The sequence below is a fragment of the Amycolatopsis sp. NPDC004079 genome (assembly GCF_040610415.1).
Classification (GTDB): domain Bacteria; phylum Actinomycetota; class Actinomycetes; order Mycobacteriales; family Pseudonocardiaceae; genus Amycolatopsis; species Amycolatopsis halotolerans.
The window spans coordinates 61,058-83,596 of sequence record NZ_JBEXMH010000007.1 but is presented as its reverse complement, the minus strand read 5'-3'; the positions used below and the strand labels follow the sequence as shown (position 1 = coordinate 83,596).

Here is a 22,539-nt window from a genome sequence, read left to right as displayed (position 1 = left end):
GGGTGACGCCGCGGGAATCGCGCGACTCGCGCGGCGTGAGTGCTGCCCGGGCCCGCCGGGGCCCCGGGATGTGCGTCGGCTAGGCCTGGCCCTGTTGCAGGCGGGCCTGGTTGAGCCACGACTTCGCCAGCGCGACGTGCTGCGCGCGCAGGGCGCAGGCGGGCAGGCTTCCGTGGGCGGCGAGCACGTGTGCGACGCAGTTCAGGACCACGTCTTCGGACACTGCGGCGTCGCCGGATGTCGCCAGGCCGGCGTTCTCGCCGCCGGGCTTCTTGCGCGGCCGGGGCCGCGCGTTGAGGGCCAGGGCGTACACCACCTGCGCGAGCTCGGCGCGGTCCTGCACCGCTCCCATGCTGTGCTCCGCCGAGCGCAGGATCGCCGCGTGCAGGTCGGCGAGGGCATTCTCGGCGCTGGCGAAGGACCGCAGCCAGGGCCGCAGCTCGCGTATCTGCGTCTCGATGTCGGGATGGCGGCGGCCGGGCGCGGCGCTCCCGCGTACGAGAGCATCGGTGTCATGCACGGTCGGGGTGTTCACCGGTGCCTCCTGGCGGATGGGTGACGAACGGTCGGTCGAAAGCGTGTGCGGGCGGAGGCCGTCGTCAGGCTCCGCCCCGGGTTCCTGGCCGGAGCGCCGGTGTCCGGCGGTGGTCACTGTTTCTGCGCGGGGAGCAGTTCGCGCGCGAGTTCGTCGATGGGCTCCGTGCAGCCTTCCCACTTCACGGAGTAGCGGGGGCCGTCGGCTTTGCTGGGTTCGAGGGGGCAGACGACCTTGCCGCGTTCGCGCTGCGGAACGGGGATCTCCTCGTGGACGCTCACGACGTTGTCGCCGGGCTCGAACACGCGCGTCTCGGACGCGTGCATGCAATCTCCTTGTGCCGGTTGCGCGGGGCGCGGCGGGTGGCCGTTCCGGCGGGCCTGGGCAGCACACGCGGACGCGAGCAGGTCCGCGCCGGGGCCTGGGGGTCTCCCGGGGCGGGTCCGCATGTGCTCCCCCGGTGCCGGAGCACCAGGCTCTTCGATGTCAGGCGACGGTCTGCAACTCCCAGAGCAGGTCCCACATCTGCTGCTTGTGCTCGCGGACGTTCTTCAGGGCGTTGTCGAGCTCGTCGAGCTCGGCCTGTGTGCCGGCGTGGTCCATCCAGCTTTTGATCACCGGCTCGAACAATTCGTCGATCTTGATCGCTTCCCATGTCTTCAGCCGCAGGGGCTTTCCGAGTTCCGCGAGGGCGATCGGCGTGGCGGTGGGCATGGCTTGCTCCTCTGGCTGGGCGTGGCGGAGGGGCGCGGCCCGGCGGGTCGCGTCGTGGAACATCAGGCGGTGGCACGCGTGCCGATGTGAACGCGGCGGCGCTTGAGGGCGCGTCGCTCGTCTTCGCTCATGCCGCCCCAGACGCCGGCGTCCTGGCCGCTGGCCAGAGCCCAGGCCAGACAGTCCGAGGCCGCGGGGCAGCGGTGGCACACGGCCTTCGCCTCGGCGGTCTGCCGCAGCGCGGGGCCGGTGGTGCCGACCGGGAAGAACAGCTCGGGGTCCTCCGTGCGACAGGCCGCGTCGTGGCGCCAGTCGCTCATGCGGCGCGCTCCAGGTCGTGGTCGTCGAGGCGGTGCGCCAGGGCGTCGCACTCGCGGCGCAGCTCGTCGACGCGCGCCTTGTAGGCCGCGAGCGTGTTCGACAGGGCGATGCGGGCGTCGACCGCGGCGTCGGACAGGGTTTCGACCGCCCTGAGGTCCGCGGCGTCGGGCTCGGACTCCGGCGGCAACGCCGCGGGAAGGTCGATCGGCTGGACGGTGATCGGGAAGAGGTCGATCCGCGAGAGCACGTCGGTGTCCTGCGGATCAGCGAGGATGTCGGCTGGCCGGTCGGCCAGGCCGAGGAAGGTGGCGTCGCCGTAGACGTCGTAGTCCTCGCGGTAGTCGGGGTCGGTGAACACGTCGTGTCCCTTTCTGAGCGGCGGCGGGGTGGCCCGTCCCGGCTGGCCGGCCGGGACGGGCCGTGTTGCGGTGGTGGTCCCCGGAATGCCCTCCCCTCGCGTTACCGCGCGAGGGGAGGGCCGCCGGCAGCCACCACGGGGCTGCGGAGGGCCGCCGCCGTGCGGCGGCGGCGAAGTTCGTCGTCGAGGTGCCCTCCTGCTCGCTCGCTCTTCCGGGCGGGCCCGGGATCGTGGCGGCGGCTCGCCATCGCCTCGCGGCGAGAGGTCGTGGCCCTGCTGAGCGGAGGGGTTTCTCGGCAGACACCGAACGTCTGCGGTTCAGCGCGCCCTTGGGCCCGCGCCGGATCGACGGCGCGGACGGGTGCCGGCCAGGTCTGGCCGGAGGGGGCTGCGGTTGTTCTCACGCTGTGAAGTTCTGGCATCCGCTCGCGTTGCGCGCGGATGCGGCCTGGCTGTTTCGGGGTTGCTGGCGGGGCGGTGCGCCGACGTCCTGCCTCACGGCGGGTCGGGCCCATCTGCACGGCCACCCGGGGACGCTGGCCGGGGGTCGGACCCGGTGAAGCGTCCAAAGCATTCAAAACATTTGAAGCTTCAAATGCTGGCATGACCCTAACTCCCCTCTGTTGATCACGCAAGCCTTTCCGCTACATTTAAAGCGTCAAAAGCGCGGAATCTGGCGCACGGCCAGGTCCGAGAAGGGAGAACCCGTGGCCAACGGCAGGACCCCGATCTACGTCCTCATCGCAGCCGAGCTGCGAGAACGCATCGACTCCGGGGAGCTGAACCACGGCGACCCGCTGCCCACCCGGGAGCAGCTGCAACAGCTCTACAACTGCAGCAACACCGTCATCAACAGCGCCCTCGGGCTGCTGCACCAGGACGGCTACCTGGAAACCAACACCCGCCGCGGCACCACGGTCTACCGCCTCAAGCGCTACGAACTCCCGCTGTACGTGCTCGAGGCCGACGACCGCGGCCGGGACGCCTTCAACGACGCGGTCGAAGCCCAGGGCGGCCGGCCACTCCAGAACATCCGGGTCGAAACCATCACCGGCACCCCCGCGATCCGCAACGCGCTCGAACTCGGCGAGGGCACGACCGGTCTGGTCCTCGCCCGTCGGCGCATGCGCACCATCGACGACATCCCGTACTGCCTCACCGACTCCTTCTTCCCTCTCGACGTGGTCGAGGGCACCGAGATCGCCGAACCCGCCGACATCACCCGCGGCGGCCGCCACGTTCTGCGCGAACACGGCTACGAGATGGTCCGCCACCACGACACCATCAACGCGGGACGACCCCACAAACGCGAGATCGACGAACTGGAGATCGCCGGGGGCCTGCCGGTGATCCGGCACGACCGGATCAGCTACACCGCCGACGGACGCGCGGTCCGGCTCATGTCCAGCAGCTTCCCCAGCGACCGCTGGGAACTCACATACGAGGTCGAGAAGTGACCCGCTACGCAATGCGCCGCGCCACACCGGCCGACCTGCCGCACGTCATGGCGCTGCTCGGCCAACGCACAGAATGGCTGCGCACCCGCGGCACCGACCAGTGGTCGACCCGCGAATTCGCCCCCGTCATGCGCGCCGCCGTCGACCGCGGCGACACCTGGCTGCTCTGGGACGGCGACACCGCCGTCGCCACCCTGACCATGAGCACCATGGCCGACCCCGATTTCTGGACCCCCGAAGAACGAACCACCCCGGCCCTCTACCTGTCCAAACTCGCCACCCGCCTCGACCGCGCCGGCGAAGGCCTCGGCGCAATGCTGATCGACTGGGCCGCCGACTACGCCGGAGCCCGCGGCGTCAACTGGCTGCGCTGGGACGTCTGGAAAACCAACACCCGCCTCCAGGACTACTACCGCAGCCTCGGTGCCCGCCTGCTGCGCATCGTCGACAAACCCGGCCGCCACTCCGGAGCCCTGTTCGAACTGTCCCGAAAGCCCCCGGCGCTCGACGTAACCACCACAACCCGCTTCGTGCCGATCGCCACCCTGCCCAGCCACCGCTTCGTCCCTCACACGACCTGGGTCGACGAACTCCCCACCGGCAACCCCATCGGATACGACCGTGTCGACATCGTCGACAACATGACCCTCACCGGCCAACCAGAACCGGCCGTCACACCCGACAGCCGACCCATCCTGTTCGACTCCGGCGACGGCTGGCACGTCAACACCTTCTTCTCCCACCCGGTCGAAACCTGGCCCCCCGAACTCGACCCCGCGCTGCTCCGCCCCGGACACCTCTACCGGCTCCAACTCGGCGAATCCGCCTCCACGGTCGACTTCTACGGCGACGTGCCGGCCTGACCCGCAGGACAGAGGGGCCGGCCACACAACCGGCCTCTCCTTTTCCTGCGTACCAGACAATTTCCGGCAGCCAACCCGCCGCCGCGACCCAGGCGACTGCGGCATGCCCGGCCGTGTCAACGATCCGCGTGTTCCATCCGGCCGGTGCCCACCGCCCACGGGACGATGTCCTCCTCCCAAGACCACACGGGGCGACCATCGACAACGTCGCGCTGCTCCGGCAGCTTCTTGCGGGATCGCCAGCTCGCCACCGTCATGTACGCGACATCCAACCGCGCGGCAATTTCCGCCATATCGACCAGCTGGCCAACCGCGGCATCCTCCCCGCACCCGCCGGAACTGGAGCCGGATACTCGTCCGCCTCCTGATCGCTTCCCCCGCAGCCTCTGCACGGCCAGAGTCCGGCACCTCCTGCACACCCGGCTGCCGGCGGGGGTGACGTACGTATTCGCAGGCGTCATCTCGTGGCCGTGGGCACAGACCGGCTCAGGCAACGCCCAGGCCAGATTGACCGCTCGGTTATCGGACCGGTCGCCGTTGAGATGACGAATCCTGACCCGCCCGCGATTCATCGACTGCCCGCGGCCGACGCGGTCCAGAAAAGCCAACGCCACAAGCCTGGCGACCTCGCGACGTGCCTCTCGACCGCTGCTCGTCCTCAGCCGCACGGCCAATCTGCCGGCTTCCGTCTCCGCTGCGGTCAGAACCTTCGGTCGCATCATCCGGACGCGACCGGATGAGCAGACAATCGTCCGGCCCGCGCTCCTGATCCTGCCGGCGGCGCTCGCCTCGTAGCCTGCGAAACCCGGCACCGGCCGCCACTCCTCGGCCGCCGCCGCAGGATCCGGCAGGCGCCCGGTGCGCACCGCCCACGGGGCGATGTCCTCCTCCCAAGACCACACGGGGCGGCCACCGACGACGTCGCGCTGCCCCGGCAGCTTCTTGCGGGATCGCCAACTCGCCACCGTCTTGTCCGCGACATCCAGCCGCGCAGCGATTTCCGCCATTCCGACCAGTTCGCCATCCCTGCCGTCCATGCCGCGCATGCTAACCGCCGCGCGAGCCCGCACCTGGTTCCCCGGAACGACCGACGACGCACCCTCACACACCAAGCACTGCGCCGCGCAGGAACGCCGCAGCAGCGAAAGACTTCTCAGGACACCCGGCGTGAATGCCGAAGCGCGCCAGGCATGTGCAGCAAGATCGCACCATGACCAACATCGCCGCAGGCACTGATCCCGCCCTCGACAGCCCCACCGTTCCGCCCAACGGCAAACCCGCCCGCGGCGCGGCCAGCGTCGCCGCCGACGCGAACGCCGTCGTGTGCAACACATTCCGCTTCAACCCCTGGACCGCGGACGCCGACCGCGACGACCCGCCGTTGCGTCCGGTTCACGAAATCCTAGGCCATGCCCGCAGCCCCTCCGGGGCTTGGGCGGCATCGTCGTTGCGCGCCCCCGCGCCCCCGCGCCCCCGCGCCGCCGCCCCGCACGAGCTGAGGAAACACCCCGATCCGATCGGGCCGCGCAGCGAGGAACACCCGCGCGGACGACCAGCGGCCGCCCCCGATTCACTCGACCACGCGGAACCAGGTGGCGAGGTTGTTGCCCTGCACCGACCACTGGCCGTCGGCACCAAGAAATCCGGTCGTGACGTGGCCCGGCCGGAGCACTTCGTCCTTGTTCTCGACCGTGCCCGGGAACCGGTACACCCGGTCAGCGGTGCAGGACGGGTACGTCTCAAGTTCTCCCAGCCGGATGCGCATCCCGTAGTGCAGGACCAGGTCGCCGGGCCGGAGCTGGTCCGTGCTGACCTTTTCCGTGCTGACGTCGTCTGCCATTACTTCATCCCTTCCGCGCACTCCTGCCACACCTCCACGTAGGGCGCGCGCGGCACCGATTCGTGACACACGCACCGGCACTCCCGCTCGATCGCGACAAACGGCTCCACCCAGCCGTCGTACTCCCCGTCGACGCCGCTGCCGGCATGCCGGTTGCCCGACCAGCATCCCAGCGAGCAATCGGCGCAGACCTCGGTCGCCGCGCCGACCCGGCCGCGTCCCCGATTCTGATCCAGAGACGCCCGGACGGCGTTCACGACGACCTGATTGTCGAACTGCAACTCTGATCTCCTCAATCACAACAGCGGGCACTGCGCCGCGCCCGGTCCATGCAGCAAAATCACCCCATGACGATCCCCAACGCAGGCACCGCGAACCTTCCCGCCGCTCCGCCCGTAGTGCTGCTCGTCGGCGGCTACGCCGGAACGGGAAAAACCACGCTAGGCGCGATCCTCGCCCGTCGCACCCGCTGGCCGCTGCTGGACAAGGACTCCACCACCCGCGATGTCGTCGAAGCCGCCCTGCACGCCCTCGGCCACTCCCCGCACGATCGGGAATCGGCCCTGTATCGGGAAATACTGCGGCCCGCCGAATACCGGGCGCTGATCACCGCGGTCCTCGAGAACGTCGACGTGGGCGTAAGCGTGATCGCGACTGCTCCCTTCACCGCCGAACTCGCCGACCCCGACTGGTGCCGATGCCTCCGCAGCCAGGTCGAAACACGCGGTGCACGCCTGCACGCCGCCTGGATCCGCTGCGACCCCGACACCATGCTCCGCAACATCACCGACCGCGACGCCGCTCGCGACGCCGGCAAACTCTCCGAATGGGACGCCTACCTCGCAGGGCTCGACCCGCGCTACGCCCCCGCGCTCGAGGGCAGCCGCGTGATCGACAACAACACCACCGTAGCCGCCCTCGAAGACCAAGCCGAGCAACTCATCGCCGCCATCGCCTGACAGACAAGCAGAACACCGCTCACCGACGGATCCGAGCGGGCCCGTCGTCGAACCCCACCTCCCGGCCATAGCCACAAGGCTCTACCGGAAACACGTCCCCGCCTGCCGCGCCAGCACCGCTGTCGCACGGCACCACAGCCGCAGCAACCGGCCGGTCAGGCTCCGCGACAACCGCACGCCGAGAAACGGCACCGATCCCCCGCCTCGCGCCCGCAGCCACCCGAACCAGGCGACGCACCGCACCGCCCAGCCACGGCAACGACGCCACCGCAGCGATACCAGCCAAACCGACATCCGCCGCGGCCGCGTGCGCAGGAACGAGATCCAGCAACGGCAACCCCGCCCGTGACACAACCGCAGTGCTCACCACCGCCACCGCCACCGCCCGCAACCTGCTGCGCGGACTCGAACGAAGCAACGCGACGCCCGACCCCACAAGCGGACTCGCAGTGACCGAAGTGGACAGTGCGGCAACCCAAGACATGACATACTCCCAAGAAAACAAGAACAACGCCGGACCGCACCAGGCGCTGACAGCGCCACAAGGCCGGTTCTCACAGACAACCGCGACCGGACCGTCAAGCCCGGCCGCCTTCGCTTCCGCAGCGCACCGACAGCCGCCGGAACGCAGCGCAAACCTTTGGAACGAAACAAAACCCGACCGTTGCGACTACGCAATCGAGACCCGGGGCCGCAGGGACCGGCTGTGCGCACCGAACCGCTTGGCTCAGCAGGCCTTCGACGACACCGGTCACGACCCGCCGGAGCCGCCCCTCCCGCTCGCGGCCTTCGCCCCGGTGCCGCCCGACGTCGCGGACGCCTTCCCGAAACCGCCGCGCTGGAGCCCCGACATCCCGCCCGACTTGGCGCTCGCCCCGGACACCGGAATCCCCTTCGCGAGCGGAGTTCCGCTCGCAACGGTCCGGGTCCCGCCCACCGCGCGCTGGCCGACAGCAGGAACATCGCCCGCGTACGACGTCGGGTACCAGACCATGTAGGAACCCGGACCGTCGTACCAGCCGCGGTCGTCCCAGTCACCGCACCGCGAATCCTCGACCCGCGACCCGGTGGCCTTGTCCACGCACACCCCGCCGGCCTCGGCGTCCGGCGCGCCGAACACTCCGCAGCCAGACAACAGAACACCTGCGACCATCGCGGTGCACCCCAGCACCGGGCCCCGCCCGATCAACCGCCGCCGCGTCACCGCTCCTCCTTTGCTGCAGGCGCGACAGCCGCCAAACCAACAAGCACCTCGCGCAATTCCCCCACCAACCCGGGCACGCTCCGGAACGCCGGCGCACCGAACGTGCAGCCATCGACGTAGGCGAGCAGTTCGTCCACACAACGCACCAGCAGCACCGGCGCGGGGCCCGGCTTCGAGACAAGCCTCTCGTCGACATCCGCGGCCAAATCGCGCAGCCCCGCAGCCAGTTTCCTGAGATCTCGGGCGATGGCGACGCCTGGCACAGTGGAACGTTCGCGGGACTTTTCGATGGTCACGGCAAGATCAACGAGCATCAGACCGTAAACCTCCGCGACCTCGGCCGCGGGTGCCTGCTCGTCGCTGCCGGGTTGCACCGCAGCCGGTGCAACTGACGCCACAGCACTCATGACATTCTCCTTCATCGCTCTTCGACCGACCCCGGGCGACAACGCGGCCGCGATCACGCGCTCTTCCGGCGCGGACGACGCAGAAACACGCATCGCCATTCAGGGCCAAATCTGCATTGACTGCGATTCCCGGATTGCGGACATTCGCCGCTCCGGTTAAGCAACGCCTCGGTGTGAAGACCTCTGCTCGTCACACGGGCCGTGTCGGACTGTTGCGTGGTGGCTCCCGGCCCGCCCTCAACCGCGCTGGCGGCGCGGAGCGAGGACGACCGGCAAACACCACAGCACTTGTTTGCATCGGGAGCAGCCTCGGCTTCGGGGATACCGCTGATCGCATCGCTCGCCCCGCTGGGGTCCTGGCGGACTGGAAATACGACCTATCACGGGGCCTAAGCTCCGCTGCTCCTATTCACATGTAGGGCGCGCGCATCCCTGGGACTGCTGGCGGGGCGCTCTCCCGATGCCGGCCTCGCGGCGGTACCGGTTCGCGCGGGTGGCGGCCACCCAGGGGCCGCTGCGCCGCAGGAGTTGGACCCGCAGAGCAGCAACGGACCCACCGTAAGCAGTGTCATATGACACTGTCAAGATGGTGTCATATGACACTACTGCCGCGAGGCCGCTACCACTTTTCGGCTGGTCGACTTCGGTGTCCTAGTACACTGCCCCAAACCACGCAGAGGAGCCTGCATGCCGTCCATCGATCGCCCCGACCCGCCGTACTTGCAGGTTGTGCGACACATCCAGGGCCAGATCACCTCAGGTGAACTGAAGGTCGGTGACACGGTGCCCTCGGTGCGTCAGATCTCCGAGGAGTGGGGCATCGCCCGGCCCACCGCGACCAAAGCGATCACCACGCTGGCTTCCGAAGGATGGATCGACGTGCGACCCGGCGTCCGCGCGGTGGTGCGGGACCGATCACTGCACCGGTCGGCGCAGGATCACGTTTCTCTCGCGACGGCCAGTGGCAGGATTTACCCGGCCGGGCACTACGCCGAGATCCTCGACGCTGGCACAGCCGAAGCCCCTGAGCACATCACGGAGGCCTTCGGCGCGAGCGCAGGGAAGCAACTGATCCGTCGGCTACGCACCACCTACAACGACCAGAAGGAACCGGTGTCCACGTCGGCGAGCTGGTTCTCCGGCGCGCTCGTCGATGCGGCGCCGAGGCTGCTGGTGGCGGAGCGGATCGTGCAGGGCACCACGTTGTACGCGCTTGAGCGGGCCGGCCACGGCGACCGGGCTTTCCACGTCGAGGTCATGTACGCCGCCGGCACCGCCACCGAGGACGAGGCCAAGCAGTTGCGGATCGACACGGGCGCCGCCGTGCAGCGCACCCGCAATTTTTTCCGTGACGACCAGGGCGAGCTGATCGAACTCGGCGAATCGGTCTACCGCCAAGGCGTGTGGAGCTGGTACCGCACCGCCCCGACCACCCCTGCTACCAAGGAGAATCCGCAGCTGTGAAGCAAGTGCACGCCGGCAAAGTCCGAGACCTGTACGAGGACGGCGACGACTTGGTCTTGGTGGCCACGGACCGCGTCTCAGTCTACGACGTCGCCCTCCCCACCCCGATCCCGGAAAAAGGCGCGCTGCTCACGCAGCTCAGCAATTGGTGGTTCGAGCAGCTGGCCGGCATCGTCCCGAACCACCTGATTTCCACCGACGACATCCCCGGCCTGCCCGCTCGCCGGGCCGTGCGCGCCAAGAAGCTGCAGATGGTCAAAGTCGAGTGCATCGCGCGCGGCTACCTGGCCGGGCTCGGGCTGCGGGAATACCAGCGCGACGGCGCGATCTCCGGCGTGCAGCTGCCCGCCGGCATGGTGGAAGGCGACCGGCTCCCCGAGCCGATCTTCACCCCGACGACCAAGGAAAGCGACACCGGGCACGACGAGTTCATGAGCTTCGGCGAGGTCGTCGATCAGGTCGGCAGCGATACCGCCGACCGGCTGCGCGAACTCACGCTGGAGATCTACCGCACCGGCGCCGCCCGAGCTCGCGAACGCGGCGTGATCATCGCCGACACGAAGCTAGAGTTCGGCGTCGATGCCGACGGCGTTCTCACCCTCGCCGACGAGGTCCTGACCTCGGATTCGTCGCGCTTCTGGCGGGTCGAGGAGTGGCAGCCCGGCGGCCCCCAGCGCGCGTACGACAAGCAATTCGTGCGCGACTGGTCCCTGACGACCGGCTGGGACAAAACCCCGCCCGGTCCGGAAGTCCCCGCCGACATCGTCGAAGCCACCCGCCAGCGCTACACCGAGGTCTACGAGCGCATCACCGGCCGCACCTGGACCAAGGAGGACTGACATGCCCGCCTGGCAGCCCCTAGACCGCGACACGTTCGTCGCAGGCGTCGAAGACCTCTTGCGCACCCTCGGCCACGAACCGGGCATCGTCGACGACCGGGTCAACCACGCCGCGGAAAACCTGCTGTCGGCGTTCAAGATCTGCCCGACGCGACCGCTCGCCGAGGCCGTCGATCTCGACGGCGGAGCCCGCTACAGCGCACGCATGCACGGCGACTAGCAAGCACCCATCGCTGACTCTCGCGACGGCCCATCCGCACTGCGCGGATGGGCCGTCGTTGTGCTAGCCCCTGTGCCGACGTTGCGTTCGACCCGGACCGCAGGATCCGCTACAACTCCGAATGAACTCGTTCACTCGCCCTCGGGCTCGCGATCGCGCGGCCCGGTTTCACTTGGAGGTGCCTCGGTGGTCTCGGGATGGTCGCAACGGCCTGCTCTGCCGACGATCGACGAACTGTTCGACGGCTACCGCAGTTACGCCTGGCGGCAGGAGACGCTCGACGTGTTCAATGTCGGCGAGGATTCCAAGATCACCGACTGGCTGGCGGGGCGACCGGCGGTGGAGGAAGAGAAAGCGGAAGAGTGGCACGCGATGACGCGGGCCAACAAGGAGATGGGACGGCCTGTGTCGCGGGTGCGGCTCGTGGGGCATCCGATCACGCTGTACACGGCGTGGGAGGTGCACGCCTACCGCGAGAACATCGCCGCAGGCGAGGAAGTCCGGATCCTCGACCGCAACCGCATTGCCGATGACCTGAATCCACTGTGGAGCCACGACTATTGGCTTTTCGACGACCACTTCGTCTGGATCATGTTCTACGACCGGACGGGCCGATTCCGCAGCGGAACGGTGAGCGACGACGTAGCCCAGTTCGTCGAACACCGCCAACGAGCTATCGAGATGTCCGTCCCGCACAGCGACTACAGCCTGCCTGCTCTGTAGTCCCCAACCTCAACGCACGCTGTCTCTCTCATTTCCGCCGGGGTCCAGATCCCGGCGAAGGTCGCCGTTGGCCAGCAGGCTGTAGGAGCCCCAGACCGCGAAAACTGGGAGGGCGGCCGCCTGGTCCCTCGCTGCGCGCAGCGTGACCGCCCGCTCGGCCGCGGCGATCATCCGCCGCGTCTGTTGGTGCTGCCAGCCGGGGCGCTGAGCGTCCTGGTCGCGGACCCGGGTGCTCATCGTGCTGCCTTTCCGCGGTAGACGTCCTGGCCGCAGTCGTGGCCGGGCGGGGCCTTGAAGTAGTCATCGAACTCCTGCTGGGACCCGCCTGTAGCCACGGTCACCGCGCCGGCGGTGGGCGAGCCTCCGAAGTAGGTGCACATCAGCCGCTGCCCGCCGGTGGCCTCGCATCGGGCGAACGAGCACCGCTCGTCGTGGGCCTGGCCGACTTTGACGCCGCAGTTGCCGCACCGGTCGGTGTCGTGGTCGGTCCTGGTCACCAGTTCCGCGTTCTCGCCGGGGACGAGGCCGAGTTCGGTCAAGTTGATCTCCGTCAGCGACGACTCGGGCACGAACCCTTCCTCGTGCGTGTGCAGGGCCATGTGCATGAGGCGGGCGACCAGGTCGCCGTTCTCCCGCACGATCACCAGCGCCACGCGACGGCCCGCGCCGCACCGCTCCATGGCGATCGCCGGGAAGTTCTCCGGGAACGGCCGTTCGTTGGCCAGGGCGTAGGCGTCCCGCTCGCAGTTCGCCTCGGCGCTGTGCACACTGTTTTCGCTGTTCCAGCACCACGGCGAAGTCTGCAGCAGGAAACCGAGGGTGCCGCGCTGCGGGTACGCGGCGGCCATCGCCGGATCGATCCTCCGGGCCTGATACTCCGTTTTCGGCGGGTTCTCCGGCAACGTGTGCGCGACGATCGCATACCGACCACAGGTCGACCGCCACACCTGCCCGACGTCGGTCTCGACCCAGGTCAGGGACACTTTTTCAGGCATTGCGATTCTCCGATGCTGTCAGGCGATTCAACGGAAAGCAGGACCGAATCCGACGTTCGCTCGCGGCCAGCCTTCTGCGGGTTCCTGCGGGGCCGCTCCGGACGTGGCGCGTGTGCAGGCGTTGCGCTGCCGGTGGCGCTTGAGGACTTCGTCGGCGGCGGCCCAGTCTCTGCGGAATTCGGTGAGCCGCCTGCGCAGGCCGCGTCGGGCATTCACCGCAGTCCTTCTCGGGGGCGGGCCTGGTGGGCGGACGCGGCCGCGCGTGTCGGGCAGTCCGCGGCCGGGCCCGCCCGGGTACGGGTTGTCAACTCAGTCCCAGGTAGACGTGGCCGGGTTCGCAGTCCCGGACTTCGTCGATGAACTCCGCCCTGTCGACGGCCACCAGCACGGCGTGGTCGCCGCCGAAGATCGTGTCGTCGGCCGGCGGGCCGTCAGAACGCGTCCGGATGGTCACCGCGGCGTCCCGTGCTGCTTCCACCTGGTCCGCAGTGGCCGTCACGAAGAAGGTGTGGACGCGGTTGTCACTTCGGGCGTCGCTGCGGTGCGGCTTGGCCTCGGAGACGACCAGGCCGGTTGGGGGAATGCTCGGCGAGTTCATGGTGCCCTCCGCGGAGATGGGTGGTCGGACGGAAATGGCTCGGCGGCAGCGGGCGGAGAGACGGCCCGTTCGTCGGGTAGAGCGGGTCAGGTACGGTCCGCTTCGCTGTCGGTCCCGGACAGTTCGCGGATTTCCCGCAGGCGGTGTTTCTGCGCGCGGATCGTGGATTCCACGGTCGCGCGGGCGTCGGGGTCCAGTTGCCACAACGACGCGTGTTCGTCGATCCCGTGCTGGCTGGCGAGGACGGTGAAGCTCGGGAAAAAGAGGTGCTTCTGGTCTTCTGCTTCGGCGATGAGGCGGGAGACGCGGCCCCAGTCTTCCGCCTCGTTCAAGGCGTTTTCCTGTGCGTCGAGCAGGCGCATGACGGCCTGGTTCCACTTGGCGGTGGTTCCCAGGCCGCGGTAGAGCCTGTTCATCGTGTCGCGGGCGTGGTCGTAGCGGGTCCAGACGACGGCGGCGTCGTCGAGGACGGGCAGCAGTCGGCGGGTGTGCCGCGCCAGCCGCCACAGGTCGCGGGCCACGCGCCACTCAGTCTCGCACAGTGCCGACGCGAACGGGGCTTCGTTGCGCATTGCGGAGGCGCGGTCCAGATCTGCGATGGACGGCAGCAGGGGTTCGGGTTCGTCGCCGGTGAATGCCTCGAAGGTGAATTTCACGCGCGGTGTCGGCGTCATCCCTGACCTGTTGAGGTAGCGGCACAGGATGTTGGCGTGGTCGCCCTCGGGTGCGGGTTCCACCCGGACGAAGTGGGGCTGGTGCGGATAGTCCACGGACAGGGCGGCAGCGAGCATCGTGTCCTCCGGGTGCGCCGGCCGGTCGCCGGTGAGGCCGGCGCGGCCGAGGATGGCGCTGATGGTGTGTTTGGCCAGTCCGCTGGCGGCCATGATCTCGGCGTAGGTCGCGCGGGCGCGCTGGGCGTCGCAGACGAGTTCGTCGCGACGCTCGGCCCATTCCCTGAGCTGGGTCAGCCGCGCCAGGGCGCGCACCTTGTCCGGCACCGGCGCGGCAGGCATGTCCTCGGTCACGGTTCAATATTAGACCAGTGCAATATTGAACCGCGACAGGCCGGACGGGTGAACCCGACGGGAGGCGTCGATCGGCTGCCTCGTGCTCGCGGGGGCCGACTCGGCTGCGCGGGCCGCTGGCTCCGCCGTCAGGTCGTGTTCTCGGACTCCGCAAGCACGACGGGGAGCCCGTCCCAACGACAGTCCCCAAAGCCCTGCTGGGTTGTGCCGGGCTCGCGTGTCACACCGGCGCGGAGCCGAAGAACAGCCACCCGGTGTGCAGGTCCGCGCCCGCGGCGCGCACCGTGGCCGATCCGCGCAGCATCCGCAGGCCGTCGGTTTCGAAGACGCCGTCCCCGCCGTCGACGACATGCTCGCCGGCCGTCGGCTGTCCTGTGACCGCAGCGGAAACGGCTGCGGCTTTGTCGGCGTGGCCGCCGGGCACGACCGGGATCTCGACCGCGTGCTCGCGTCGGCCGCGAGTGACGGCGATCGCGCCGGCCGGGCCTCCGCGGTGGCCGATGTTCGCCTTCGTCCACCGGTTCCCGCCTGGGGCGGTGAGGATCCCTCGAGCCGCGAACCGTGCCTCGGACAAGACCACCGGCACCGCTGACACGATCACGAACCCGTCGCCGCCTTTGTCCGCGATCGTGCCGGTGCAGCCGCGTGTGCCGTGCTCGCGCTGCGCGTGTTCCACGGCTGCGCGGAAGGCTTCGGCGACGTCCGTCCCGACCTGGTACTCGTAGAAATCCACGGCTCCCATGAGCGTCCTCGTTCCTGTGCCGGTCCGGCGCGCGCCCGGTTCTGCTCACGGGCGCAGCCAACGGCTCCGCCGATGCCGGTGCCGACTCTGTCCCGCCGGCACGGGGCAGCGGAAGCGATCGCTGTTTCACATCCGGCCTCGAGGCGTTTCCCGATCCCGGACCGGAATCTCCGCCCCTGCAGGCGTTGCGGTGTATCGTGCCCGCCGGCAGCCGGAAGACTCCGAGGAGGCAAGGGGCTACGCCATGGGCGTCGGCTGCGGACGGTGCGAGGGAGGCGATCCGCTGGTCTGCCGCGGCCGCGCATTTCCGCGCGACGGATGCCGCGTGCTGGCTCTGCCGGGACACCGCCGACCGCACGACGTCCTCGGCGCGGTGCGCCAGTTCGACCGGCGCGACCCCGCCTCATGGTTCGGCTGGTTCACCGACGCCGAACGCGCCGCCGTCGCCCGACTGTGGTCCGTGCCAGGAGGCTGAAGCGCCGGTTCAGGAGGCAGGGGCGGCCAGGTCGTCCGTTGCGCGGGCGAGGCCCGCGGCGGCGGTGTGCCAGGACATCGACGCAGCCAGGAACGGACCGGCGGCCCGCTTCGGCGTCCACAGGATGCGGACCGGTTCGAGGGCCGGATCGCCGTCGAGGAGGAACCGCGGCCGGATCTCGCCGACCACGGTGTCGGCGCCGTCGTCGCGGTGCGCGGTGATGCACCGGCGTTCGTGGTCGGGGTAGGCCACCAGCCGGTGCTTCGCCCACGCCCCGCCGCCGCCGGTCATCGCGGTGATGAACCCCGGCGCGCCGTCGGCGGCGAACCACTGGGGGTAGGGCACGAGGATGTGCGCCTCGGCCATCCGCAGCGCGCGGTCGAGGGTGCGGCCGAGCCTGGGTCCGCACCAGGCGGCGCCGGGTTCGTGGTGGATCAGGTGCCAGCCGGGAGAGGTGCGCTGCGCGTCCGCGTCGCGGCGGGACAGCTTGACGATCTCGTGCAGCTTCCCGCCGTGGCGGGCTTCCCAGCCGTCGTCGCCGCGACGCCACGACAGGATGTCGCCGAACCACTGTGCTGTCGTCACGGGAGGCCTCTCTTCGACTCGTGCACGGGCGGAACCGGACTGCGGCGCACGGTAGCCGCAGGCACCGACAATTTCCGGGCTCCCCGGCCTCGACCAGCCCGGATCCGACGATCACGCCCGCTACGGTGGCCCGATGCGCGACTTCCAGCCCGACGACCCCGCGCCGCCGTTCCGCCAGCTCGCCGCGATCATCCGGGACGCGATCGCCGACGGCGAGTTCCGGCCGGGTGACCGCCTTCCCTCGTCGCCCGCTCTGCGGAAACGCTACGGTCTCGCGCCGATGACCGTGCAGAGCGCGATCCGGGAACTGCGCACCGAAGGACTGGTCGCCTCCCGCCAGGGCATCGGCGTGTTCGTGCGCACCACGCCCGTCCGCCCGTCAGGGACCGACCGGGTCGGCGAGGTGCGGCGAGTGCTCGACCGGCTCTGCCAGCTACGCGCCCGGATCGACGTCCTCACCGCCCTGCAGGCCGAGCACGAACGCGGCAGCGCCCACTACCGGCACACCGCCGCGCTGCTCGCCGCTGCCACGGACGAACAGAGCCTCCTCATCGACGGGTTGAGCTCCTTCGGCGCCTAGCAGTGCCGTGGCCGAGGACGTCGGCGGCTGTGCCGCGTCCTTGACCTCACTCAGGGACGCACCGCGCCGTACGACGCCCTCGGCAGCCAGGCCCTGGCGACCGAGATGGCCCCGGTTGCCGATCGCCCGTATCCCCGCCACCCTGTCGTCGCGCCGTGGCAGGCGGGGGGAGGCGATCGCGGTGCTGCCGTGCTGTGTTCAGCCGAGCTCGCTGTTCGGCTCCGGAATGCCGAGCGCGGGTCGCTGCCTGATCCGCCGCGCGACGTCGGCGGCGTCGCGGTACCCCATGACCCGCAACGCCGACGCGTCGCCGTCCGACAGGAGACGGGGCGCGGCAACGACAGCGGCGTACGCCAGCTTTGTCACCGGCCTGGTCGGCGCGACGTACTGCATGCACACCTGCCAGAACAAGCTGCGGTCCCATGTGCCGTCGGCGCGTCGGGCGATCTTGCACGGTCGGACGAGAAGCCCGTAACGGACCTTGCTGAAGCCGACCGCCCGGGCAGCCGTCGCCTGTTCGTCCGCGTGACGCAGCTGCTGTTCGAAGAAGCCGTCGTCTATCCGCCCTCGGTGCTCGTCGATCAACTCGACCATGAATACCCGCAGGTCGTCCAACGTGCCGGCCCAGGTGACGTCGGGGAAGTCTCGAAACTTCGTCGACCAGCCCGCACGCACCCATCGTCCTCCACTGTGGCGAGGACAGTGTGCATGTCCTGGTTCGGGTGGTCGGGGTCGGACGAATCCGCTGCGCTCATGTCCCCGAGAAGCTACCGGCAACGGCTTCGACCCGCCCGCACCCGGGGATTCCGGTGCGGCGAGACTCGACCGCGGACCGCGGACCGTCGAGACCATAGACGAACGGTGGTTGCGCGCGACCGGCCAATACCGGCGCTCACCGCACGAGCCGAACCGTGATCAATGGAACCGTCGCTGCGGAGACAGCCGGCCTGACATGCCGAACAAGAGAGAGAAAGCAGAGCGGCCTGCGGCAGTCCAGCCGCAGTCCACGACCGTTTCGGGGCCGGCGGAGGTTCCGACGTCGCGGACACCACAGTTCAGTACGGCATCCAGTCGCGCCGGGACCCGCCGTTTTCAAGGGCCGCGATCCGCTTCCGGGCCTCGGCCGCGGCGGCCGGGTCGCCGGCGGCTTTGCCGCACAGCCAGGCGGTCATGGACAGTTCCCGGTAGTCGGCCAGCACCGGATATCCGGGCCACTGCAGGATGTCGAAGCCGTAGACGTCGGCGAACGCCCGGTACTCCTCGGCGATGTGCCAGCAGAAACGGTCGCAGAACAGCGCCGTATGCACCAGATCCCACTCGCGCTGGCCGACACCGACGCTGTCGAGGTCGATCAGCACCGGCCGGTCGCCGCGATCGAGAATGACGTTGCCGACGTTGGCGTCGCCGTGGATCAAGCCACGCGGCAGAACGAAGTCCAGCGACCGGTAGTCCCATTCTAGTTCCGCGGCGCGCTCCCGGAGAAAACAACCAATATCCGGATCGACGCGATCCAACGCGGCCGTTCTCTCGGCCAACTCCGCGAACGGGCGCTTCTGCGGCAGATTCAGGCTGGCTGGAACGTCAAGGGCATGCAGGTCGCGAAGAAGGCGCGCGACGTCCCGGATCGGGGCGTAGCGCTCGTCGTCCGCAGCCGATTCCCAGAAGGTGACAACATGCCCCGCCGCGGACACCGGCTGGGCGATGTCGAGCGCGCGGTTCGCCGGGTACCGCTCCCCTGCCAACCAGCGGGCCACCGCGACCTGCAAACCCGCGGCATCCGACACATCGACGTCGCGCCCGATCCGCACGATGACGTTTCCCGGAACGCGGAACACCGCGTTCGAGCCCAGCCGGACCAGCTCGGACCCCGACGCGTTGACTCCCGCCTTCGCGCAGGCCTCCTCGAGCACATTCCGCGCGGACTTCTCGATCAGCACGCTGTCGCCCTCGTCCGGCATGCCGCTGATGCTACGGACCACCCGGCCACCGCTGCCCGACTCGCCGAAACACGCGTCGTCCGAAGAGCGCCGCCGCTCGCGCGCAGCGCGCCACGCGGCACCGAACGCCCGCTGCTGGTCATTAGCCGGACGCGCGTTTAGTTGTCTGCGGCGGTCGTGCTGCCGTCGTCCGGCACGGGCATGGACACGGGATCGCCCGCGGGTGAGGGCGCGGCAGAGGCGATGTCTTGGCCCGATGCCACGCCTGCATCCGCGAGTTCCGCGGCCGCCCTTGCCGAACGCGCCCGGAGTGACGACGACGTTCGGCGAATGCGCCGCTACCGCTCGGTCACTGGGCCGTGACGCATCAGGAATGTGGTCCAGCCCAAACAACCATCGCCGCTTTTCTCCGAGGCTTCGCAGTGCCAACCTGCTGGGCACGATCCCCAGCCGAGGCCATCTCGGTCCGATACATCCGGCCACGGATAGGGCTCAGGATCTCCCAGGTTCCATACGCGTTTGACCGTCAAGTAAACCTCCGCCTCGGCCGGCAATCCGCGATGTCGCGACCGCAATCGCTTGCGTGACAACCCATCCACACTCGGATGCCCGGTGGATATCAAGCACCACACAGTCGTCGGCGCGGTGATGCGGTGGTTGTCGTTGTCGGGGAAGCCAGGACACCGGCGGGTCCCCCCAAGCTTCGGTGCCGGTCATCGAGTCGACGAAGCCTGGCGCACTGGCGAACCACTGGACGTCGAGCTCGAATATGTCCGCTCCGGCCATCCGCAACGACTGATCGCACGCGCTACGGACCCGCGCGGCGTAAACCTCCGGATCACCCAACCGCGCGTCTTCTCGAAACTCGGAGGCGTGCGCGACCGATCATCGACCTGCGGCAATCAGAGACACCAACGACTGGATCGGATCGAGACCCCGGCTGCGAGCCGGTTGCACCAGCTGAGCAAGATGCGCCAACGCCGGCCAATACGCGACAGGGGTCGGCCGTCCTGCATTGTTGGCCGAAAGGCGCAGCGATTCCATGACGTCCTCGCCCACGCATCGGCTGCGGACATTCCATTCGTCACCGAAGACCTCGGACCTCAGCCGCTCCCTATCCGACTCGGTGGACTCGCATACGAGGACCCGCGCGGCGACGATCCGATGCAGCGTGGCGTTTCCCCAGCTTCCCGGCGGCATCCGGGCGTTCGGTCCGCGGCAGCCGAAGATCGCAACGTCCTGCAGAGCGGAAGACCGCCAGCGCTGAAGATCGCGCGGCTCGAATTCCCAAATACCCGTGGCGGATGCGTCGGTCAAACGGCTTTCCTGTTCCCGGTTGACATAAATACAGAACACGATTCTGAGATCCTTCTTCCCGTTGCTTCGACGGCGGCGCGCGACCGATGGCCCGGTTGCTGCCGACCCCCTCCCCGCTCGACCCACCCGCAGATGTCAAGCAGGGTTCGGGCCGACGTGCGGGCATCTGATGTGTCTGGCGTCGGTGCGCTCGTTCACTCTGGCTAGTGCCGCCTCGCCTTTGGAGAGGGCGCGCATCGACGCGGCCGCCCAGGGGACGTCGACGGCGGAGGTCTAGCACCGACAGGGTGCTGCGCGGCCGGTAGTCCTACGGGACAGCCGTGACGGCGAGGTGGGCTCGGACAGCATCCGGGAGCGCCGATAAGGTGCCCGGCGGGAAGATTGCGTCGGTGCGCGCGCACCGACTGGCACTTCCGGCACCGGGAGCCTCACGCGCGCAGATGCAAGCGCACTCCTGCGAAGCCGATGGGGACCATCATGAGCCTGCCGCCATTAAAGCCCGGCCCGATTGAGCAGGGCAGGCGTGATGCGCGCGCGACCAACCCCGCCGGGCTCAGATGTGTCTGCCTAGGCTGATGAGTTGCCGGAAATTAGCTCCGGTGCCCCAGACCAAGCCCCGGCCCCAGTTCCCAACTTAGGGCTGCTCTTTCTCGGCTGCACCGCCGTCGGCCCTGGGCCCAGCAGCAGTCCGTCGTCGGTGACGGTGACGTTGGCTTTCGGGTAGACGCGGCGGACGCTTTCCCATGCGGGCAGCACTTTTTCCTTGAGCTTGTACCGACCTTTGGACGTCTTCGGGAACTGGTACCCGAACTGATCGCCCATGCCGTCCCAGGTGAGCAGGAAGTATTTTCCGGTTTTGTTGAGGACGAACGTCTTGTAGGTGATGAAGGCGTAGAGGTCCATTGCGGCAGCGGACCCCAGCAGCCGGACGGCTTCGAGGTCCAGCGGCACGGGGCTTTTGATGATCTCTTCGAAGAAGTCTCCGGAGAGTTGGACGTAGGAGGGGAACAGCGACTCCTGCCCCATCTCTCCGTCGCCGAGATCTAGCCGCCATGCCCTGGCGATTTTCAGGTTGACACCGGCCTGAATCCGGTCGCCGTTGCCCATCCATTGATAGCTGATGTCGGCGTTGAACAGCCTGTTCGCCTGCTCCTTGACCCGGGTGCGCGTCCCATTGGGACCGCTCGTCGCCCGTTGACCCAGAAGCTTCACCACGAAGTCGGACAACGACGAACCCAGTTCGATCTTTGGGTCCTTCGTGCGCAATGCTTCGGCGGTAACCCACATCAGCAGCGCCCGAGGGATCACGCCAAAAGGCCAGCCGTAGCTGCCATGTTCGCCATTGGGTTTCATGCTCACTCCGGGGCGGAGGGTGAGCCAGAAGTCCCCGTTGCGTCGCACCCAGACGTCGGTGCCCGCTTTGGGCTGCCGGTACGGCAGCGACGCCAGGGTCAGCGGAGCGGCCTGGAAGACGAGGGACTTGCCGCCGCCGTTCTGGCGGTATTCGGTGATTTGGTTCGCACGCTCGACGGTTGCGTTCTTGGGACGCCCCTTGGCCGCTGGCATCGGCACAGACTAGGGGTTCGACGGCGCTGGGGTGTCGACGGCACGCCGAGGAACACCGCAGGTCACGGACATCGAGAGCCTGTGCGGCGCGCTGCTGGGTCGTACATAAGAGGGGGAACGTCGTCGAATTTGACCCTGACCTGGGGGGTCGAATCCCGATCGGGTGACGGCAGGCGATGCGTCGAGATTGAGGCTGCCGGGCTGTCCCGACATAAGAGGGGGAACTTCGCGAGGGGCACGTGCCAGAGAGCATAAGAGGGGGACGATCCGACCTGTCGTAGATCGACGCTACGTGACGTATGACTACGTTCAGTTGCGGCCGCGCTCCTTTCGGGCCCGCAGGGGCTTTCCCGGCGGATTTGTCCCGACATAAGAGGGGGAATCTGCGCATTGACGGGTCGACGGGACGATGGCACCGGGCGAACCACTCGACTTGTCCCGACATAAGAGGGGGAACACGTCCCCGATGTGTGGACAACCGGCGCGCGACCAGGATGCTCCACACTTAAGAGGGGGACTTCCCGACCGGTGTTTCCCCAGGACGCCCGACATAGGAGGGGGAACAATCCGCATAAGAGGGGGAACGATGTCACTATCGCTGCAGGTCAGAGCACGTGCCCAAGGCCCCCTATTAAGCTTCTTGTAGAAAGATCTTCTAGTAGCAGACAGGCCGCAGATGTGGATCGTCAGGGAAGTTGGCGTTTGGGTGGCGCTGCGGCAGTGGATCTGGCGCGGTCCTGGTGCGGTGGGTCGTCTGCGATTGGGGCTACCCCGACGGTGAGACCTGGGAGTCCATCAGTACGTTTGGCGCGTTT

General features: G+C 68.7%; 29 protein-coding genes. 9 read left to right on the top strand and 20 right to left on the bottom strand.

The window, feature by feature from the left end; translation table 11 throughout:
* Positions 1–79 precede the first annotated feature (79 nt).
* The 5 genes from ABZX37_RS10200 to ABZX37_RS10180 form a co-directional block, all read right to left on the bottom strand.
* Positions 80–535 (bottom strand): hypothetical protein, encoded by a 456-nt coding sequence (locus tag ABZX37_RS10200; protein ID WP_354737963.1) that lies wholly within the window; start codon positions 533–535, stop codon positions 80–82.
* Between the two features lie 113 nt (positions 536–648).
* Positions 649–861: a hypothetical protein gene (locus ABZX37_RS10195; protein ID WP_354737961.1), complete on the bottom strand. Its 213-nt coding sequence runs from the start codon at positions 859–861 to the stop codon at positions 649–651.
* A 160-nt stretch (positions 862–1,021) separates the two neighbouring features.
* A complete protein-coding gene (locus tag ABZX37_RS10190; protein ID WP_354737959.1) occupies positions 1,022–1,249 on the bottom strand; it encodes a hypothetical protein in 228 nt (75 codons plus the stop codon).
* A gap of 62 nt (positions 1,250–1,311) precedes the next feature.
* A complete protein-coding gene (locus tag ABZX37_RS10185) occupies positions 1,312–1,569 on the bottom strand; it encodes a WhiB family transcriptional regulator (RefSeq protein ID WP_354737957.1) in 258 nt (85 codons plus the stop codon).
* A complete protein-coding gene (locus ABZX37_RS10180) occupies positions 1,566–1,928 on the bottom strand; it encodes a hypothetical protein (protein WP_354737955.1) in 363 nt (120 codons plus the stop codon). The genes ABZX37_RS10185 and ABZX37_RS10180 overlap by 4 nt, the downstream gene beginning before the upstream one ends.
* A 707-nt stretch (positions 1,929–2,635) precedes the next feature.
* Between ABZX37_RS10180 and ABZX37_RS10175 the strand changes: the two genes are divergently transcribed.
* Together ABZX37_RS10175 and ABZX37_RS10170 are read left to right on the top strand one after the other, a co-directional pair.
* Positions 2,636–3,385, top strand: a complete 750-nt coding sequence (locus tag ABZX37_RS10175; RefSeq protein ID WP_354737953.1) for a GntR family transcriptional regulator — start codon at positions 2,636–2,638, stop codon at positions 3,383–3,385.
* On the top strand, positions 3,382–4,248 hold the full coding sequence (locus tag ABZX37_RS10170; RefSeq protein WP_354737951.1) for a GNAT family N-acetyltransferase: 867 nt from the start codon (positions 3,382–3,384) through the stop codon (positions 4,246–4,248). The genes ABZX37_RS10175 and ABZX37_RS10170 overlap by 4 nt, the downstream gene beginning before the upstream one ends.
* Positions 4,249–4,364: 116 nt before the next feature.
* Here ABZX37_RS10170 and ABZX37_RS10165 read toward each other — a convergent pair whose 3' ends face one another.
* From ABZX37_RS10165 to ABZX37_RS10155, 3 genes are all read right to left on the bottom strand, one after another.
* A complete protein-coding gene (locus ABZX37_RS10165) occupies positions 4,365–5,285 on the bottom strand; it encodes an NUMOD4 domain-containing protein (RefSeq protein ID WP_354737949.1) in 921 nt (306 codons plus the stop codon).
* A gap of 533 nt (positions 5,286–5,818) precedes the next feature.
* Complete coding sequence (locus ABZX37_RS10160; RefSeq protein ID WP_354737947.1) at positions 5,819–6,088, bottom strand: hypothetical protein; 270 nt, start codon at positions 6,086–6,088, stop codon at positions 5,819–5,821.
* Positions 6,088–6,369 carry a hypothetical protein gene (locus tag ABZX37_RS10155; RefSeq protein ID WP_354737945.1) on the bottom strand — a complete coding sequence of 94 codons (282 nt, stop codon included), beginning with the start codon at positions 6,367–6,369 and terminating at the stop codon, positions 6,088–6,090. The genes ABZX37_RS10160 and ABZX37_RS10155 overlap by 1 nt, the downstream gene beginning before the upstream one ends.
* A 66-nt stretch (positions 6,370–6,435) precedes the next feature.
* Here ABZX37_RS10155 and ABZX37_RS10150 point away from each other — a divergent pair, with 66 nt between their 5' ends.
* A complete protein-coding gene (locus ABZX37_RS10150) occupies positions 6,436–7,047 on the top strand; it encodes an AAA family ATPase (protein ID WP_354737943.1) in 612 nt (203 codons plus the stop codon).
* A gap of 751 nt (positions 7,048–7,798) precedes the next feature.
* On the opposite strand, the gene ABZX37_RS10145 is transcribed toward ABZX37_RS10150, so the two are convergent.
* Complete coding sequence (locus tag ABZX37_RS10145; RefSeq protein WP_354737941.1) at positions 7,799–8,251, bottom strand: hypothetical protein; 453 nt, start codon at positions 8,249–8,251, stop codon at positions 7,799–7,801.
* Positions 8,248–8,757 (bottom strand): hypothetical protein, encoded by a 510-nt coding sequence (locus ABZX37_RS10140; protein WP_354737939.1) that lies wholly within the window; start codon positions 8,755–8,757, stop codon positions 8,248–8,250. The genes ABZX37_RS10145 and ABZX37_RS10140 overlap by 4 nt, the downstream gene beginning before the upstream one ends.
* Before the next feature lie 588 nt (positions 8,758–9,345).
* On the opposite strand from ABZX37_RS10140, the gene ABZX37_RS10135 reads away from it, so the two are divergent.
* The 4 genes from ABZX37_RS10135 to ABZX37_RS10120 all read left to right on the top strand — a co-directional run bounded on the left by ABZX37_RS10135 (position 9,346) and on the right by ABZX37_RS10120 (position 11,904).
* Positions 9,346–10,122: a GntR family transcriptional regulator gene (locus ABZX37_RS10135; RefSeq protein ID WP_354737937.1), complete on the top strand. Its 777-nt coding sequence runs from the start codon at positions 9,346–9,348 to the stop codon at positions 10,120–10,122.
* Positions 10,119–10,961: a phosphoribosylaminoimidazolesuccinocarboxamide synthase gene (locus ABZX37_RS10130; protein WP_354737935.1), complete on the top strand. Its 843-nt coding sequence runs from the start codon at positions 10,119–10,121 to the stop codon at positions 10,959–10,961. Before ABZX37_RS10135 ends, ABZX37_RS10130 begins: the two co-directional genes overlap by 4 nt.
* 1 nt (position 10,962) lies before the next feature.
* Positions 10,963–11,181 carry a hypothetical protein gene (locus ABZX37_RS10125; protein ID WP_354737933.1) on the top strand — a complete coding sequence of 73 codons (219 nt, stop codon included), beginning with the start codon at positions 10,963–10,965 and terminating at the stop codon, positions 11,179–11,181.
* Positions 11,182–11,367: 186 nt separating this feature from the next.
* Positions 11,368–11,904, top strand: a complete 537-nt coding sequence (locus tag ABZX37_RS10120) for a DUF6879 family protein (RefSeq protein WP_354737931.1) — start codon at positions 11,368–11,370, stop codon at positions 11,902–11,904.
* 9 nt (positions 11,905–11,913) lie between these two features.
* Here ABZX37_RS10120 and ABZX37_RS10115 read toward each other — a convergent pair whose 3' ends face one another.
* The 5 genes from ABZX37_RS10115 to ABZX37_RS10095 all read right to left on the bottom strand — a co-directional run bounded on the left by ABZX37_RS10115 (position 11,914) and on the right by ABZX37_RS10095 (position 15,264).
* On the bottom strand, positions 11,914–12,141 hold the full coding sequence (locus tag ABZX37_RS10115) for a hypothetical protein (protein WP_354737929.1): 228 nt from the start codon (positions 12,139–12,141) through the stop codon (positions 11,914–11,916).
* The gene (locus tag ABZX37_RS10110; protein WP_354737927.1) at positions 12,138–12,899 is read right to left on the bottom strand and encodes a hypothetical protein; all 762 of its coding nucleotides are present in this window, start codon (positions 12,897–12,899) and stop codon (positions 12,138–12,140) included. The genes ABZX37_RS10115 and ABZX37_RS10110 overlap by 4 nt, the downstream gene beginning before the upstream one ends.
* A 304-nt stretch (positions 12,900–13,203) precedes the next feature.
* Positions 13,204–13,497 carry a hypothetical protein gene (locus tag ABZX37_RS10105; protein ID WP_354737925.1) on the bottom strand — a complete coding sequence of 98 codons (294 nt, stop codon included), beginning with the start codon at positions 13,495–13,497 and terminating at the stop codon, positions 13,204–13,206.
* An 86-nt stretch (positions 13,498–13,583) separates the two neighbouring features.
* Positions 13,584–14,522 carry a hypothetical protein gene (locus ABZX37_RS10100; protein ID WP_354737924.1) on the bottom strand — a complete coding sequence of 313 codons (939 nt, stop codon included), beginning with the start codon at positions 14,520–14,522 and terminating at the stop codon, positions 13,584–13,586.
* Positions 14,523–14,742: 220 nt separating this feature from the next.
* Entirely contained in the window at positions 14,743–15,264 is a 522-nt protein-coding gene (locus tag ABZX37_RS10095; RefSeq protein WP_354737922.1) for a hypothetical protein, read from the bottom strand.
* A gap of 325 nt (positions 15,265–15,589) precedes the next feature.
* Here ABZX37_RS10095 and ABZX37_RS10090 point away from each other — a divergent pair, with 325 nt between their 5' ends.
* Positions 15,590–15,739 (top strand): hypothetical protein, encoded by a 150-nt coding sequence (locus ABZX37_RS10090; protein WP_354737920.1) that lies wholly within the window; start codon positions 15,590–15,592, stop codon positions 15,737–15,739.
* A gap of 9 nt (positions 15,740–15,748) precedes the next feature.
* On the opposite strand, the gene ABZX37_RS10085 is transcribed toward ABZX37_RS10090, so the two are convergent.
* On the bottom strand, positions 15,749–16,324 hold the full coding sequence (locus tag ABZX37_RS10085; protein ID WP_354737918.1) for a hypothetical protein: 576 nt from the start codon (positions 16,322–16,324) through the stop codon (positions 15,749–15,751).
* A 133-nt stretch (positions 16,325–16,457) separates the two neighbouring features.
* Here ABZX37_RS10085 and ABZX37_RS10080 point away from each other — a divergent pair, with 133 nt between their 5' ends.
* A complete protein-coding gene (locus tag ABZX37_RS10080; RefSeq protein ID WP_354737917.1) occupies positions 16,458–16,904 on the top strand; it encodes a winged helix-turn-helix domain-containing protein in 447 nt (148 codons plus the stop codon).
* A 198-nt stretch (positions 16,905–17,102) separates the two neighbouring features.
* Here the strand turns inward: ABZX37_RS10080 and ABZX37_RS10075 are convergent, their stop codons facing one another.
* The 4 genes from ABZX37_RS10075 to ABZX37_RS10060 all read right to left on the bottom strand — a co-directional run bounded on the left by ABZX37_RS10075 (position 17,103) and on the right by ABZX37_RS10060 (position 21,724).
* Complete coding sequence (locus ABZX37_RS10075; protein WP_354737915.1) at positions 17,103–17,579, bottom strand: hypothetical protein; 477 nt, start codon at positions 17,577–17,579, stop codon at positions 17,103–17,105.
* A gap of 380 nt (positions 17,580–17,959) precedes the next feature.
* Positions 17,960–18,862 (bottom strand): aminoglycoside phosphotransferase family protein, encoded by a 903-nt coding sequence (locus tag ABZX37_RS10070; protein WP_354737913.1) that lies wholly within the window; start codon positions 18,860–18,862, stop codon positions 17,960–17,962.
* Between the two features lie 864 nt (positions 18,863–19,726).
* Positions 19,727–20,197, bottom strand: a complete 471-nt coding sequence (locus ABZX37_RS10065; RefSeq protein WP_354737911.1) for a hypothetical protein — start codon at positions 20,195–20,197, stop codon at positions 19,727–19,729.
* A 528-nt stretch (positions 20,198–20,725) separates the two neighbouring features.
* Positions 20,726–21,724 carry a replication protein RepA gene (locus ABZX37_RS10060; protein ID WP_354737909.1) on the bottom strand — a complete coding sequence of 333 codons (999 nt, stop codon included), beginning with the start codon at positions 21,722–21,724 and terminating at the stop codon, positions 20,726–20,728.
* Positions 21,725–22,539: the final 815 nt, after the last annotated feature.